General features: G+C 60.5%; 14 protein-coding genes and 5 pseudogenes. 11 read left to right on the forward strand and 8 right to left on the reverse strand.

Annotation, left to right across the window (positions count from 1 at the left end):
• The first annotated feature begins 9 nt into the window (after nucleotides 1-9).
• The 3 genes from tnpB (at nucleotide 10) to Q5701_RS22285 (ending at nucleotide 3,679) form a co-directional block, all read left to right on the forward strand.
• Nucleotides 10-174 (forward strand): IS66 family insertion sequence element accessory protein TnpB, encoded by a 165-nt coding sequence (tnpB, locus tag Q5701_RS23040; protein ID WP_373568591.1) that lies wholly within the window; start codon nucleotides 10-12, stop codon nucleotides 172-174.
• 121 nt (nucleotides 175-295) lie between these two features.
• Nucleotides 296-2,509, forward strand: coding sequence for a multicopper oxidase family protein (locus tag Q5701_RS22280; RefSeq protein ID WP_306753094.1), 2,214 nt, complete (start codon nucleotides 296-298; stop codon nucleotides 2,507-2,509).
• A 201-nt stretch (nucleotides 2,510-2,710) separates the two neighbouring features.
• Nucleotides 2,711-3,679 (forward strand): SCO family protein, encoded by a 969-nt coding sequence (locus Q5701_RS22285; RefSeq protein WP_306753095.1) that lies wholly within the window; start codon nucleotides 2,711-2,713, stop codon nucleotides 3,677-3,679.
• 120 nt (nucleotides 3,680-3,799) lie between these two features.
• On the opposite strand, the gene Q5701_RS22290 is transcribed toward Q5701_RS22285, so the two are convergent.
• The 4 genes and pseudogenes from Q5701_RS22290 to Q5701_RS22305 form a co-directional block, all read right to left on the reverse strand.
• Nucleotides 3,800-4,078, reverse strand: a complete 279-nt coding sequence (locus Q5701_RS22290; protein ID WP_306753096.1) for a hypothetical protein — start codon at nucleotides 4,076-4,078, stop codon at nucleotides 3,800-3,802.
• 258 nt (nucleotides 4,079-4,336) lie between these two features.
• Nucleotides 4,337-4,558 (reverse strand): annotated as a pseudogene (locus tag Q5701_RS22295) (TCP-1/cpn60 chaperonin family protein); the annotation flags it as partial.
• A 142-nt stretch (nucleotides 4,559-4,700) separates the two neighbouring features.
• Nucleotides 4,701-5,477, reverse strand: coding sequence for an SDR family oxidoreductase (locus tag Q5701_RS22300; RefSeq protein WP_306753097.1), 777 nt, complete (start codon nucleotides 5,475-5,477; stop codon nucleotides 4,701-4,703).
• Nucleotides 5,477-5,797: a nuclear transport factor 2 family protein gene (locus Q5701_RS22305; RefSeq protein WP_306753098.1), complete on the reverse strand. Its 321-nt coding sequence runs from the start codon at nucleotides 5,795-5,797 to the stop codon at nucleotides 5,477-5,479. Before Q5701_RS22305 ends, Q5701_RS22300 begins: the two co-directional genes overlap by 1 nt.
• A gap of 102 nt (nucleotides 5,798-5,899) precedes the next feature.
• On the opposite strand from Q5701_RS22305, the gene Q5701_RS22310 reads away from it, so the two are divergent.
• The 7 genes and pseudogenes from Q5701_RS22310 (at nucleotide 5,900) to Q5701_RS22340 (ending at nucleotide 10,916) form a co-directional block, all read left to right on the forward strand.
• Entirely contained in the window at nucleotides 5,900-6,805 is a 906-nt protein-coding gene (locus Q5701_RS22310; protein ID WP_306753099.1) for a LysR substrate-binding domain-containing protein, read from the forward strand.
• A gap of 323 nt (nucleotides 6,806-7,128) precedes the next feature.
• Nucleotides 7,129-7,737 carry a DUF2076 domain-containing protein gene (locus tag Q5701_RS22315; protein ID WP_306753100.1) on the forward strand — a complete coding sequence of 203 codons (609 nt, stop codon included), beginning with the start codon at nucleotides 7,129-7,131 and terminating at the stop codon, nucleotides 7,735-7,737.
• 128 nt (nucleotides 7,738-7,865) lie between these two features.
• Nucleotides 7,866-8,413 (forward strand): annotated as a pseudogene (locus Q5701_RS22320) (exopolysaccharide biosynthesis protein).
• A 62-nt stretch (nucleotides 8,414-8,475) separates the two neighbouring features.
• A pseudogene (locus Q5701_RS22325) lies at nucleotides 8,476-9,613 on the forward strand (IS3 family transposase).
• Nucleotides 9,614-9,654: 41 nt separating this feature from the next.
• Nucleotides 9,655-10,227: pseudogene (locus Q5701_RS22330) on the forward strand (integrase core domain-containing protein); the annotation flags it as partial.
• Between the two features lie 15 nt (nucleotides 10,228-10,242).
• The gene (locus tag Q5701_RS22335) at nucleotides 10,243-10,509 is read left to right on the forward strand and encodes a transposase (protein WP_373568671.1); all 267 of its coding nucleotides are present in this window, start codon (nucleotides 10,243-10,245) and stop codon (nucleotides 10,507-10,509) included.
• Nucleotides 10,510-10,601: 92 nt separating this feature from the next.
• Nucleotides 10,602-10,916, forward strand: a complete 315-nt coding sequence (locus tag Q5701_RS22340) for an H-NS histone family protein (RefSeq protein WP_306753101.1) — start codon at nucleotides 10,602-10,604, stop codon at nucleotides 10,914-10,916.
• A gap of 86 nt (nucleotides 10,917-11,002) precedes the next feature.
• Here Q5701_RS22340 and Q5701_RS22345 read toward each other — a convergent pair whose 3' ends face one another.
• The 4 genes and pseudogenes from Q5701_RS22345 to Q5701_RS23170 all read right to left on the reverse strand — a co-directional run bounded on the left by Q5701_RS22345 (nucleotide 11,003) and on the right by Q5701_RS23170 (nucleotide 12,482).
• A complete protein-coding gene (locus Q5701_RS22345) occupies nucleotides 11,003-11,401 on the reverse strand; it encodes a PIN domain-containing protein (protein ID WP_306753102.1) in 399 nt (132 codons plus the stop codon).
• Nucleotides 11,391-11,618 carry an AbrB/MazE/SpoVT family DNA-binding domain-containing protein gene (locus Q5701_RS22350; RefSeq protein ID WP_306755472.1) on the reverse strand — a complete coding sequence of 76 codons (228 nt, stop codon included), beginning with the start codon at nucleotides 11,616-11,618 and terminating at the stop codon, nucleotides 11,391-11,393. Before Q5701_RS22350 ends, Q5701_RS22345 begins: the two co-directional genes overlap by 11 nt.
• A gap of 542 nt (nucleotides 11,619-12,160) precedes the next feature.
• A pseudogene (locus Q5701_RS23165) lies at nucleotides 12,161-12,345 on the reverse strand (DUF736 domain-containing protein).
• Nucleotides 12,321-12,482 carry a hypothetical protein gene (locus tag Q5701_RS23170; protein WP_507185105.1) on the reverse strand — a complete coding sequence of 54 codons (162 nt, stop codon included), beginning with the start codon at nucleotides 12,480-12,482 and terminating at the stop codon, nucleotides 12,321-12,323. Before Q5701_RS23170 ends, Q5701_RS23165 begins: the two are co-directional and overlap by 25 nt.
• A 794-nt stretch (nucleotides 12,483-13,276) precedes the next feature.
• Between Q5701_RS23170 and Q5701_RS22360 the strand changes: the two genes are divergently transcribed.
• Nucleotides 13,277-13,423, forward strand: coding sequence for a hypothetical protein (locus Q5701_RS22360; protein ID WP_306753103.1), 147 nt, complete (start codon nucleotides 13,277-13,279; stop codon nucleotides 13,421-13,423).
• Nucleotides 13,424-13,534 lie beyond the last annotated feature (111 nt).

Raw genomic sequence — 13,534 nt, forward strand, 5'->3', positions numbered from 1 at the left:
GCCGCATAGTTGCGCTTATGTAGTGCACTACATAACCGCAAGGGTATCGACGGCCTGGCCCTGGCAGTCCAGGAGATGTTCGGGCTGGATCCGTTCTGTGGGGCGGTCTTTGTCTTCCGTTCCAAACGCGCTGACCGCATCAAGCTGCTGGCTTGGGATAGTGGTGCTTCGTGACAAATTGGTGGAGGTTGTTATGTCTTTTCTACCTGAAGATGCATCTCGTGCCAGAATACGCGAGGCAGAAGCTGCCCGACGGAATAGGCTGGAGATTGTTCAGGCCCTCTCGACTGGCCAAGTGTCCAGAAGAGAATTGTTCAAGTGGGGCATCTTCACGGCAGGCGGCGCGCTCGCCTGTATCAACGGTCTAAGCCCTTATGCACCCAGCGTCTATGCCGCAACCTTGCCTACGGGCATTCCCCGAAGCCCTCTGTTCGGGGCCAAGCCTTTTACGCAGCCATTCAGGCGGCTGAACTTGCAAACCCCATTGCCGCTGACACGAAGATTGGAAAACGGGGAAACGGTTCTGGATTTTCCTTCCGGCGGTGAATTGCCGGCCCGTAGGCTGTCATATCATACTGAATTTACGCAAAGTAAGGGTGAAATGTACACCAATCCCTGGAACGACTACGGTCCTCAGGAAGGCCGCCCGCCAGGAGAGTATTTCGCGCACCAGCGTTGGAATGAGTTTCTTCCTGAAGTTGCATATATAATGTCGCTTGCTCCAGTTGAGAGTAACATCTCGTTCCATGACAACTTCCCCGAGCAGGAGGAAAACAAGGTCTGGGGCTTTGGTGAGGGGCGGACTGGAAAATCGACAATGCCACCGCCGCTCATAAAGATGCGCTATGGAGAGCCTGCGATAGTCCGAAGCTATAACATGCTTCCATTGAATCCGAGGGAAAATGGCGGCTTCGGATCGAACAGCCAGGCAACCCACAATCATAATGGACATAATGGTTCTGGCAGCGACGGAGCATCGAATGCTCATCATTATCCTGGCCAGTTCTATGATTATCATTGGACAACCTGTCTGGCCCGCGCCGACATGACCAATACCTCGGCGATGAACAGCAAGGCGTCTGGACCGGACGGCAAGGGCGGTCTCTGGAATGTGGCGGGCGATTATCGCGAGTTGCAGGGGTCGATGTGGTTCCATGACCACCGCTTCTTCTACACGGCCGAGAATGTTTACAAAGGACATCTGGGCGCGCTGAATTACTATAGCGGGCCGGATCGCGGGAACGAGGCGATCGACGACGGTGTCAACCTGAGATTGCCAAGCGGTACGGAACTGGATTGGGGCAACATCGACTTCGATGTGAACTTGATCGTGTCGGACGCCGCACTTGATCAGGACGGGCAATACCAGTTCGACATCTTCAACACCATCGGCTTCATCGCCGACCAGGTTCTGGTGAACTTCACTTACAAGCCGTTCTTCGAGGTCCTGCCCCGGAAATACCGGTTCCGGATCCTTGCCGCCAGCATGTCGCGGTTCTGGAAGTTCGCGTTGGTCAACAGCATGGGCAAGGCCGTGCCGATGACCGTGATCGCAACGGATGGAAACTTCCTTCCCGCGCCGGTTACCGTGACATCGCTCGACTGGCAGAGCGTTGGCGAGCGTTTTGATGTCATCGTGGATTTCTCGGCATTTCCGATTACAAGCCGGCTGCGTCTGGTGAATATGCTGGAACACGAGGATGGCAACAGGGCCAAGGAGCAGCTTAGCCTTGCCGATACGCTTGCGCGCAAATCCAACGATCCCGCGATCGGGGACGTGATGCAATTCCGCGTCGTGGGGCAGGTCGAAAGCGTGGATGCGCCTGGCAAGATACACAAGGCGGGCGATATCGACCGCAGTGTCATTCCACCAAAGCTGACGGATGTCATTCCGATCGAGCAGCCGGTGCGCGAGCGTGTCATCGAGTTCAAGGGCGCGGACGGAGAACTCGACAAGCTGACAGGCGAGTGCTTCCCCGATTGCGGCGAAAAGGAACGGTTCGGCTATACGCTAAAGATCAATGGCGAATCGAACCATTTCCTGAACGCCAACCGGATTTCGATGCTGATCCCCCGTCCCGGAGAGGTGGAGCACTGGACCATCATCAATGGCGGCGGCGGCTGGGACCACCCGATGCACCTTCATTTCGAGGAAGGCCGCACCATCAGCCGGGGCAGCAAGGCTCTGACTGCCTTGGAACGGAACTCGCGCAAGGATGTCTGGCGGCTTGGCGTGAACGGCAAGCTTAAGATCCAGGTGAGATTTGGCGAGTTCGGTGGCGCCTATGTGACGCACTGCCACAACACCGTCCATGAGGATTGGGCGATGGTGATGCGCTATGACATCCTGACGGACCAGAAGAACGACAAGGTTTCCCAGACCCACCGGTCGGTCATCCCAACGCCTAGTCCATCGCCGAACGGGGTCACCTATGTGACGCCGGAGATCCTGCCGGAAGGAAACCCGTTCGCCAGATCCTTCAGGCCGTTTCCAAGCGGCCGGATCTAGGTCCGCAAGGGCGTGTCCTTGATGGCGCCCGACAAGAACCCTAGATGGCTGCCCGTTTTGGGCGGTCATCCGGATCCTTTCTGCCACTGGACAACAACCTGCGGCGTTTTCATCGCTGGCCTGTCGAAAGAGTAGATCATGTCCAACACATATCGCGCTGCATGGGGCCACATAGGGCAGATGCGGCGCTGTCTGCTTGCCTTGGTCGCTGCCGCGGCACTGTCGGCGACCACAATCGGCCCTGCCACTGCGGAATGGGACGAGTCCTACTTTCCGAATGTTGAACTGGTAAACCAGGATGGCGTGCCGCTTCGCTTCTGGGACGACCTCCTGCGCAACAAGATCGTGGTCGTGAACTTCGTCTATACCGAATGCCCGGACATTTGCGGCTTATCAAGCGCGCGGATGGCTCAGGTTGTCGATTGGCTGGGCGAAAGGATCGGCAAGGACATCTTCATTTATTCGATCTCGCTCGACCCCGAAACCGACACGCCACAGCGGCTCAGGGATTATGCGGATGCTTTCGACGCGCCTGACGGGTGGATGTTCCTGACGGGCAGCCCCGAGGATGTGGACATCGTCCGCTTCAAGATGGGAGAGCGCAGCGAAAGCCTGGCCCAGCATCGCTCCGACATGGTCATCGGCAATGCGGCGACCGGAGAATGGCGCCGTGCGTCGCTCATGGGCAGCCTTGTCGTCCTGACCGAGGAGATTCTTTCGCTGGATCCGGCGTGGTCGCGCCCTCCTCCGGCGGCCACCATGTCAGCCATCCCTCAGGAGCAACTGGTCATCAAGGACACCCATGGAGAAGGGCTGTTTCTCGCCGCCTGCGCGGCATGCCACACCATTGGTGAAGGCATACGTGTCGGACCGGATCTATCCGGTGTGACATTGCGCCGAGACAGGGAATGGCTGAAGGCCTATCTGCTCGCGCCCAACCGGCTGCTTGCGCAAGGAGATGCCGTGGCGGTGGCACTCGATAACGCCTTTCCGGCTGTTCGCATGCCGAATCTCCAGCTCAACGACACCGACGTCGAAGACCTGATCCATTACTTGTCGGGCCAGACCGAGTTGCTGGGCCAAGCGCAAGAGGTGGCCGAGGCCTCGGTCCATGATCATGCTGATCATTCCGAGCACGACCATTCCGGGCAAACTCACCCGGAAAACTGACCATCCAGAACCGGCGCTTGAACCATCAGCGCCACGCAGCATAACCTCAACCCACAGAGCCAAAGCCCTCCAGACCAACATCAGGCCGCCTGTTCCAAATCATTCGACGACGGACAACCGTTACAAGGGCTCCTCAAAATCGGCAGGCGGATCGTCGAGGGTGACGGCACCTTCAACATAGATTTCGCTCTCAGGCAGCAGATTTTTTTCTTCGCTGCCGCCGTGGACCCAGTCACCTGCTTGTTCCAGGGCTTGAGGGCGATCGGCGTGTACCCTGCCCATCGGCTGCGCCACCCAGCCATCGGCACAGAACGTGCTGTTCGGATTCGGACTGCAAGCCTGCGCGGAATGGGCCAGCAGGACAATGAACCAGCTTGTGGCTGCGACATTACGAATCATGAATTCCCCCACGGTCTTGGCGCGTGCCGTTGATACCGGGCAATTCTGAACACGGCGTTAAAGGCTGTCCGAAGGCAGGCGCAGGATTGGATGGCAATCAGAAAGACGAAATGCAGGGTCTTGGTGGCTTGAGGGACAAGCGACAAACAAAAAAGGGCGCCATTTAGCACCCTTTTCCGTTTCTGCCGCGGGGCAGAGGGTGAGTACATCATGCCGCCCATGTTTGGCATGCGGCGGCCAGCCTAACCCATCAGGCTATTCGACGATTATAGCTTCGGTGGTAATCAGCAGGCCGGGCACCGAGGCGGCGTCTTCCAACGCGGTGTGGACAACCTTGGCCGGGTCGCTGACGCCGAACTTGAATATGTCGCCATATTCTTCGGTCTGGGCGTTGAAGCCAAAGGCCTTATGATTCTATTCACGCACCTTGCCCGCTACAACGGCACTGTCGACGCCAGCGTTTTGGGCGATCTGGTGCATCGCAAAGCCGCACGCAGCGGCAAGTCAGCAGGTCCCGTCCTACGGTGCAGACCTTCCTCGCAACACACCTCCGCAGCAAAATATGCGCGAGCAATTCATTCCTGAGCAACTCCGCCAGTCAGCCGTTCATCCCCGCAAGGGCTTACGCCGTCGGCACCGTTCCGCCGTCGATGACATATTCGGTTCCGGTGATGCTGGCCGCGCGGTCGGAGGCGAGAAAGGCAATCAGGCTTGCAATCTCGGCCGGCGACGAAGGACGGCCGATCGGGATGCTGCCCAAGCTGTCCATGATGATCCGCCGGCCTCCGGGAAAGCCGGTGCCTGCCTCCGCCGCCACGCGCTCGACCCGCCTGACCGAGGCATCGGTGTCGATCCAGCCCGGAGCAACACGAACCACGCGCACACCCTGGGATGACACTTCTTTCGAGAGGCTTTTGCTATAGACCGACAGTGCAGCTTTCGCAGCGGCATAGGCGGTGGTTGCCTCCGGCAATGGCAGCAGACGTTGGATCGAGGTCACGTGGACGACAACGCCCGCGCCTTGCGCTATCATGCCGGGTACCAGCAGACGATCGAGGCGCACTGCAGGCATGAGGTTCAGGTCCAACTCCGCCTGCCATGCCGCCTCGTCCAAGGCCATGAAGCCGCCGCCAGGGGCGGAGGATCCGCCCAGCATATGGACGATGATGTCGACGCCGTTCATCGGGGTCCGGACCGCGTCGGCGACCGTCTCGCCCCCCCTGAGGGTGGTCAGGTCGGCGGCGACGAACAGGTCGGCGGGCACATTGGTCGGCTTACGGGCCGTGGTCAGGACCTGCGCGCCAAGCTCGCGGAACAGCGCCACGGTGGCCGCGCCCGCGCCCTGCGTGCCCCCGGTGATCAGGGGGCGCTTGCCGACTAAGATCAGGAAGCCAGACATCAGCCGATCTCCAAGGCGGTAATCCGCTCGCCCGCTAGACTGAAGGCGAAGGTCAGCACGGCCGGGCTGCCGGGGAAATCGCCACTCACCCGCGCCCGGACCAACCTCCTGCCTGCATGCTCGGCAACGTCGAGGAGTTCAGCATGATGGTGATACCGGGCTTTGGCAGCCAGCCACCAGTCGCGGATCTCCTGTGGACCGCGGTGGTTTAGGCCCTCGTCACGAACGATGGCATCGGGAGCAAAGGCTACTGCAAAGGCCTCGCTGTCCTCTGGCGCATGTGCCGTAAAATAGGTGTGGATCGAGGCGGGGAGTTGCATGGGACATCCTTTCTGTTCGCAGTCCTGACGAACATAAAGCTGGACGCTGATCCGGATAATCAGGATAAACCGGGATCCGGTGATGATAGGATCGGGACGGTCATGGAGGCGGGGCTGAAGGGGCTGGAGGCCGTGCTGGCCATCGCGCGGCGCGGATCGTTCCGGGCTGCGGCCCTCGATCTGGGCATGTCCACCACGGCACTGTCCCATACCATTGCGCGCCTGGAGGCCGTGCTGGGCGTCAGGCTCTTCAATCGCACGACTCGCAGCGTGTCGCTAACCGGCGCCGGGCGTGACTTTGTCGAGCGCATCGCCCCTGCGATGGCCGAGATCCGCGGCGCGATGGAGAGCGTCCAATCACAGCGGCAGACGCCATCGGGCCTGCTGCGCATCAATGCTTCAGTCCAAGGAGGACGCGAGATTGCGCCGCTGGTGCTGGCCTTCCTCAGGCGTTTTCCGCAGATGCAGGTCGACCTGGTGACCGAAGGTCGCTTGGTCGACATTGTGGCCGAGGGTTTCGATCTGGGGCTCCGACCGGCCGATCTGGTGCCGCAGGATATGATCGCGCTGCCCTTGGGGCGGCCGCAACGCTACGCGGTCGTGGCCTCGCCGAACTGGATTGCGGCCCATGGCGCCCCGCAAACGCCTGCTGACCTGCCGCTGCACGATTGCCTTCGCGTGCGCCTGCCGAATGGTGCGCTGTTTCGCTGGCATTTCGAGCGGAACGGCGAGGTCGTGCAGGTCGAGGCACAGGGCCGCCTGACCTTAGACGAGGCCGCCATCGCCCGCGCCGCTGTCCTGGACGGCGCCGGCATTGGCTTTTTCATCGAGCAAGACGTGACCAAGGATATCGCGTCAGGCCGTCTGCTTCGCCTATTGGAGGAGTGGACCCCGCCGCGTCCAGGCTTCAGCCTGTATTATCCCAGCAGGCGAAACCCCTCCGCAGGCTTCACGGCATTCCTCAGCATGGTGCGTGAGACGGTGGCACAGGATGGGGCTCTTCTATAAGTCACTACTGGCCCATTGCTGCCGGTCAGAGCAGGTAACGGGCTGCACTGCAGCTTCCCGGAACCGGCCATTCATGTTCGCTGCAGAATACCAGGGCGGGGAGTGCGGCCAGCGGTTGCACGCGGGCCCTCAAGGACGTCCGAAATGAACACGTTTGCGCTTTGATGACTTCGATGCCGTCACCGTTCTCAACCGCTCCCCTGGCCAAGGGAGGCTCGTCGAAAGGCCCAGTGTCAAACGACCCGGGGCTCAACCGCAGGGCACGCAAATGCCGCCCTGTGAGCAGGCAGCGACCGCTTTTCAGACAAGAAGGAGAAGACGTCATGGACCATAACGACAGGCAAGCCATCGAGGGGCTGTTTGGCAAGCTCGGCCAGGCCGCCCAAGCCCAGCCTCATCGCGACCCCGAGGCCGAGGCGCTGATCAGTGATCTGATCGCCCGCAACCCCGGCGCGGCCTATTACATGGCCCAGACGGTGATGGTGCAGGAACAGGCGCTGAACGCGGCACAAGACCACATCCAGAAACTGCAGCACCAGCCCCAGCCCCAGCCCCAGCAGGGCGGCGGCCTCCTCGGGCGGCTCTTTGGCGGCGGCCAGCCGCAGGCGCCGCGGCCCATGGCCCATCGCCCTCCGTCTGCCGCCTATGGCCAAACCAGGCAGGGATATAGCCAGGCGCCACAAGGCTATGGCCAGTCTCCGCAGGGCGGCAGTCCCTGGAACAGCGGCCGCCCGGCAGGCGGGGGCGGCGGCTTCATGGCCGGTGCTGCCCAAACAGCCATGGGCGTGGCCGGGGGCGTCCTGCTGGGCAATACCATTGGCGGCATGTTCGCAGGCGACGCCGCTGCGGCGGAAGCCCCCATCGAGGAGCCGATGGACGACGAGGTCGGCTATGACGACGCGGGCTACGACGATGGCGGCGGCGAGGAATGAGCGACGGCAGTCAGCCTGCACTCTCCCCGGCGTCAGAGAAAGATCCCGAGGACGAGGACCGAAGTCGGCAGCCCCTGTCTCGGCTGATTGACCGGCTCGCCGCCCGAAGGGCTTTGGACAGGCTGACCATGACCGATCTGATCGCGTGGTTTCAGGACCGCGCGACCTTGGCATTGTTGATGATCTTCGGCATCCTCAACATCCTGCCGAATCCTCCGGGATCATCCATGATCCCGGAGATGCCCATGCTTTACCTGTCCCTGGCGATGCTTCTCGACCGGCGGCCCTGGTTTCCTCGCGTCATTATGGAGCGAGGGATACCGCCCGCGATGGTGGCCACGATCGCGGCCCGCGCCTCGCTTGTTCTGCGTCGCTGCGAACGCCTGATGAGGCCCCGGCTCACGCTCTGAGCCAAGGGTGGGCATCCCGGCTTTCGGGTCTTCTGTGCCTGATCCTGTCGATCATCCTGATCCTGCCGGTGCCGCTCGGGAACATCCCTCCTGCAGCCTGCATGACGGCACTCGCGCTTGCTTTGGCAATGCGCGACGGGCTAGGGGTGCTGTTGGTCTGGGCCTTGTCGCTGACCTGCCTGGTCCTGATGTCGGGCATCATCGTTGCCACAGTCCTTCTGTCGCCAGAGTTGCGACTGGATTTCTTTCCTGAACCATGGAGTTAGAGGTGGTCGCAGGAATTCGGACCAGTCGCTAAGCTTTGGCGATTGACGAAGGACTGATCCGCATGACGAAACGGAAGCGCTATGGGGCCGAGTTCAAGGCGAAGGTGGCGTTGGAAGCCATTCGCGAGGAGCTGACGACGGCCGAGTTGGCCAAGACATACGACATCCATCCCACCATGATCACGAGCTGGAAGAGAACCGCAATCGAGAACATGGCCTCGGCCTTTGACGGCAAGAATGCCGCTGAACCGGCGATTTCTGCAGGTGAGGTCGAAACGCTGCATGCCAAGATCGGCCAGTTGGTTGTGGAACGCGATTTTTTGTCCGCAGCCTCCAGCCTCATTCTCGGCAATGGAGGCAAAAGCGGTGAAGCAGGACCACCCCGATCTCAGCGTCCGGCGGCAATGCAGACTGCTGTCGCTGGCGCGCTCCGGCCTTTGACTGTCAGCCGCGCGGCGAAAGCGCCGAGAACCTGAAGTTCATGGGCCATCATCGACCGGCAGTTCCCGGAGACGCCATGGTATGGCTCACGGCACATGGAGTGCCATATGCAACGGGAGGGGCACGGATGCGGGCGCCATCGGGTCCGCCGGCTGATGAAGCTCATGCGCCTTGTGCCGATCTACCAAGAGCCCAGGACCAGCCAGAAGCATCCTGAGCACAAGATTTACCCATATCTGCTCAAGAACCCGGCCATCAGCCGGCCCAATCAGGGCAGGTCGCACCGGCATCAGCTACATCCCCATGCGGCGGGGGTTTCTTTACCTGGTGGCGATCATGGACTGGCACAGTTGCAAGATGCTCGGCTGGCGGCTGTCGAACTCCATGGACGCGAACTTTTGCGTCGAAGCCTTGAAGGAGGCACTGGCCCGATATGGCACGCCCGAAATCTTCAACAGCGATCAGGACGCGCAATTTACCAGCACCGAGTTCACCGATGTGCTGCTCGACGCCAAGGTGAAGGTCTCCATGAACGGCCGTGGCCGCTGGATTGACAACCGGATGATCGAAAGGCTGCGGCGATCCCTCACATACGAATGCGTCTACCTGAACGCCTTCGAGACCGGCTCCGAGGCCCGCAAGGGGATCGGCGCCTGGATCAGCTATTACACCGAAAAACGTCCGCACTCATCGCATGGGTTGCTGACGCCAGCTGAGGCCTATAATACCGCCAACCAGAACCTGAAAGCCGCTGTCTGACATGAACCCCATGCCAAGAGCTTAGCGAGGCGGCAAACTGGTCGAAGATCCCGGACCACCTCTATGTGGAGGGCGACAAGCCGAAGTGGTCGAGGTTCAAACGCTACACCATAGGGTTCTTCCACATCGACATTGCCGAGGTTCAGACCGCTGAAGGCAAGCTGTATTAATTCGTCGGCATCAACCGCACGAGTAAGTTCGCAGTGACCCAACTTGTCGACAAAGCCGACAGAAAGACGGCCTGGGAATTCTTGCAGCATATGCTCGAAGCCGTGCCCTACCGGGTCCATACCATTCTCGCCGATAGCGGCTTTCAGTTCGCAGAGCAGCCTCGGAACAGGAACACCATCTATTCCCGGCCAATGCGCTTCGACATGATCTGCGAAGCGAACGGGATCGAGCACAGGCTGACCAAACCCAACCATCCATGGACCAATGACCAGATCGAGCGGATGAACCGCACAATCAAGGACCCGACTGTCAAGCACTTCCATTACGACAGCCACGAGCAACTGCGCACGCATCTTGCGGACTTCATGGCAGCCTACAACTTCGCACGAAGGCTGAAGACACTCGGTGGTCTCACGCCCTATGAATATATCTACAAAATCTGGACAGCCGACCGCGGCCTGCGCGGCGTGAAGCGGGTGATCGCCGATGACCACAAGGGTCTGCGGGCCGCCGCGCGCCGCGTCTGCAACGCAACTCACCAAAGATGGCGGGTTCATTGGATGCGCAACCAGCCTCGGCTTTCGTCGTCATGGGTTTCTTGCTCATCTTCGCTCCATAAGGGCTACGATGAGCCAAAAACCCTCCATCACGCAATCTGCCTAATCTGTCCCATGGGCGCTGACGTCAGACACTCGTGCAAGAGCGTTTATGCGACCGGCAATTAGCGATCGGCGATTGGCCAAAAGAAGAAGCGGGAGCTTTCCCAAAAACGCATCGTGGCGTATCGAAGCGCCACGCAATAAGGAGAACGCCCGCAATGGACATCGACTATAACGCCCTGTCGCTCGATCAACTGAAAGAGATCAACAAAAAGTCGTCCGCGGCGATTGCCAGTTACGAGAACCGTCAACGGAAAGAGGCTGTTTCCAAGGCCACCGAAATTGCCAAAGCCGCAGGTTTCTCGTCGCTCGAAGAGATGATGGCCAGCCAGCCTGCCAAACCCGCCAAAGCCGAACCAAAATACCGCCATCCGGAAAACCCGGAGATGAGCTGGTCTGGTCGCGGACGAAAGCCGTCCTGGATTGTCGAGGCCTTGGAGGTCGGGAAGTCGCTGGACGATTTCGCGATCTGATCAAAAGCCGCTTTCGGTAAGTTATGCCGAAATGCGGCTTTTCCGTCCTTGAGCGCCGAGCGTCATGCCGGGGTTTTCAAGCCTCTTTATTCTTGAAAGGGGTTGAGGATCCGCAGTCGACCCTCGACCAGAAGGCTGTGGTGCATGTCCTCTGAGTACAGCCGCTCACAACCGCTCACCAGGGCGGCCGCGACGATCATCGCATCATAAACGGAAAACCCGTATCGCTCGCCCAAGGCTCGCCCGACATCGTGAACTTGGGCGGACAGGTCGGCCACCCGGCATGCGGCCCGGATCCCACCCAGGAAGTCACCCGCTTCCTGCCAGGACATGCCGGCCTTGCGGATACAGTTGACCAGGACCTCGTTCAGAACCTGCGTGCTGATTGTGCCGCCGCGCGCGATCAGTGCGGCCGCTTTGTCAGCCTTGGCACTGTCGTCGAGCAGGTAAAGGATGATGTTGCTGTCGAAAAAGTCACCGGGCATTCGCGTCGTCGCGGCTCAGCCTTTGTGCCGCAGGCAGCCGTCCGCGGAAGCGGCCGAGATCGGCCAGCACCTCGTCGGTGGAGGGCAAGCGATGAACAGCAAGCCCAGGTTCAGCCCGAGTAATCTGGATCTCGTCACCCGCCTTCAGGCCCAGTTCCTTCACCAACTCCGCAGGCAGACGCACCGCCAGAGAGTTGCCCCATTTCGCAACCTGCATGATCGCCTCCATGGCCTATGATATACCTGCAGGAATGTATATCCTTGAGGCCGGTCCTGCAAGGCAGGATTGCAGGCAGATACTTGCAAGGAGACAGAGCAGCTTCCTCTTTGCGCCAGGGATCGTTGCCCGAATGGGGGAGACTGCGAGCAGGCTCCTGTCTAGAGGACCAGAGCCCGATCCCGGTCTTGCCACGAGGTGCCAGACAAATTTGCTCGAGGACAGCAACGGTCTGTGCAAACATCAAGCAATAGTTCTTTGGCTGAGAAGACTTTCTTGAGGCAACATCCAGCATGATCTGCTTTCGTTCTCTGCGATTTTTGGAGTTGAACGCAGGCCCGTTCCTTGCAGCGCAGGAGTAGAAGAGCTCCCGATCAAAGAACAGGAAAGCCCTTTCGACCAGGTCTGTTTTCTCCTTTTCACTCTGACGTTCTGGATCGCGACCACCGACAAACGCCGGGCAAGCGGCCGCGCCGCTGCACACCGACAGAGGCGAAGGCCCCGGTCTTTCGACCGAAGCCCTTGTTGGCCCGCTATAGGGGTCAGTCCGCTCGGCGGGCGGGGCGCGACCAGATCAGCGAGTGGGTCTCGCCATCCTCGTCGGCGAAAAGGTTCGCGTAGATCGGCGCGGTAAAGCTTGGATCGTCGAGCTTGAGGCCTAGATAGTCGCGGCCCTCGGCGAGCGCTTGGTCCATGCGGCCCCTATCTCCGCCCGGCCGACTTGCACCCGGTGGCTTGGGGCGTTCTCGCCCGTGGCGCGGGGTCGGGGACGATGCGCACGCCGCGGGCCTGCACGCCCAGGGTGACGATCTCACCGGTGAACTCGTGATCGCCGGTCTTCTTGAAGGTGCCGATGGTGGCCATGACCTGTCTCCGTTCGTGTGGTTTCGAGCCCCGCACCATTGCGGCCTCGATGGCGATCGAGAGACCGAAAACGCGGGCGGGCGCACCCCCGCCCCTTGGCGGGGGCCTGACAGCACAGGAGGAACTTTCTTGCCGCGCGAGGAATGACGGTGCCTGCACCGTCAGGGGAAGAAAGTTCGGACGACGCTGTTGCGCCCCAAGCCTGCGAGGCGCAGCCGGTCTTCGGCCAGATCAGGCCATGCACGAGGCCGCAGGGTGAGGGATGAGACAAAAGGGTAGCGGAGATACGATGGCCGCCCTTGAGCATCCTGAAGAACGCGCGAGGCAAAAGACATCACCGGCGCCATCGTCATTCCCGTGTTTCCAGGCCCGGCGCCCATTGCTTGTTCCCGTCTGCGTGCGGTGCGTCGCAAGCCCGAAACACCGGACTAGGGGACCTGGAAGCGGATGCTGTCTGATCCATGCGTCCGACGTGCTGCCACGCACGGCCTCAAGGACGATCCGAGCATCAAGCCTGCCAATCTTGCAGCCCCATCCTGACGATAGCGGGCGAGACACAACGTTCCATCTGGCTCGCACGTCACATACCAGAATGATCCTCCACACGGGCCAAAGTGAGCTTCGGTTGTCAGACGGGGCCTGGGGGTGCAGTGTCGCCGGCCGCCGGAGGGGTCTGACGCAGGCCCCATCCATTGCCGCGCGCGAGAGTTCGTCCCTGCGACAAACGGTGGTTTCGATCACCTCAGGCATGGCGGTTGCCTTCGGGACAGCCGATCGCGGCGGGGACAGGACCTGTGATCGGCTCCATCTTCCCGGTTCGCCCCATCCCCATCCTTGCATTCATGCGTGAAACCATCCCGCAGGAATGGACAAAATTCCGCGACAAGGTCTCCGACAACTTCCGCGTCATAACCCACGAGAACTTTCGGGTTTTGCAGTAGAAGCGGTATAGAACAAACGATGGGTAGTGAAATAGATTAGGTAAATTGGCTCATCGCTGGGCAAGGATGGTGCTTTAACTGAAATTAGCCCTTCAACTTGCGTCGGGGCGC

Source organism: Paracoccus actinidiae (assembly GCF_030863885.1).
Lineage (GTDB): Bacteria > Pseudomonadota > Alphaproteobacteria > Rhodobacterales > Rhodobacteraceae > Paracoccus > Paracoccus everestensis.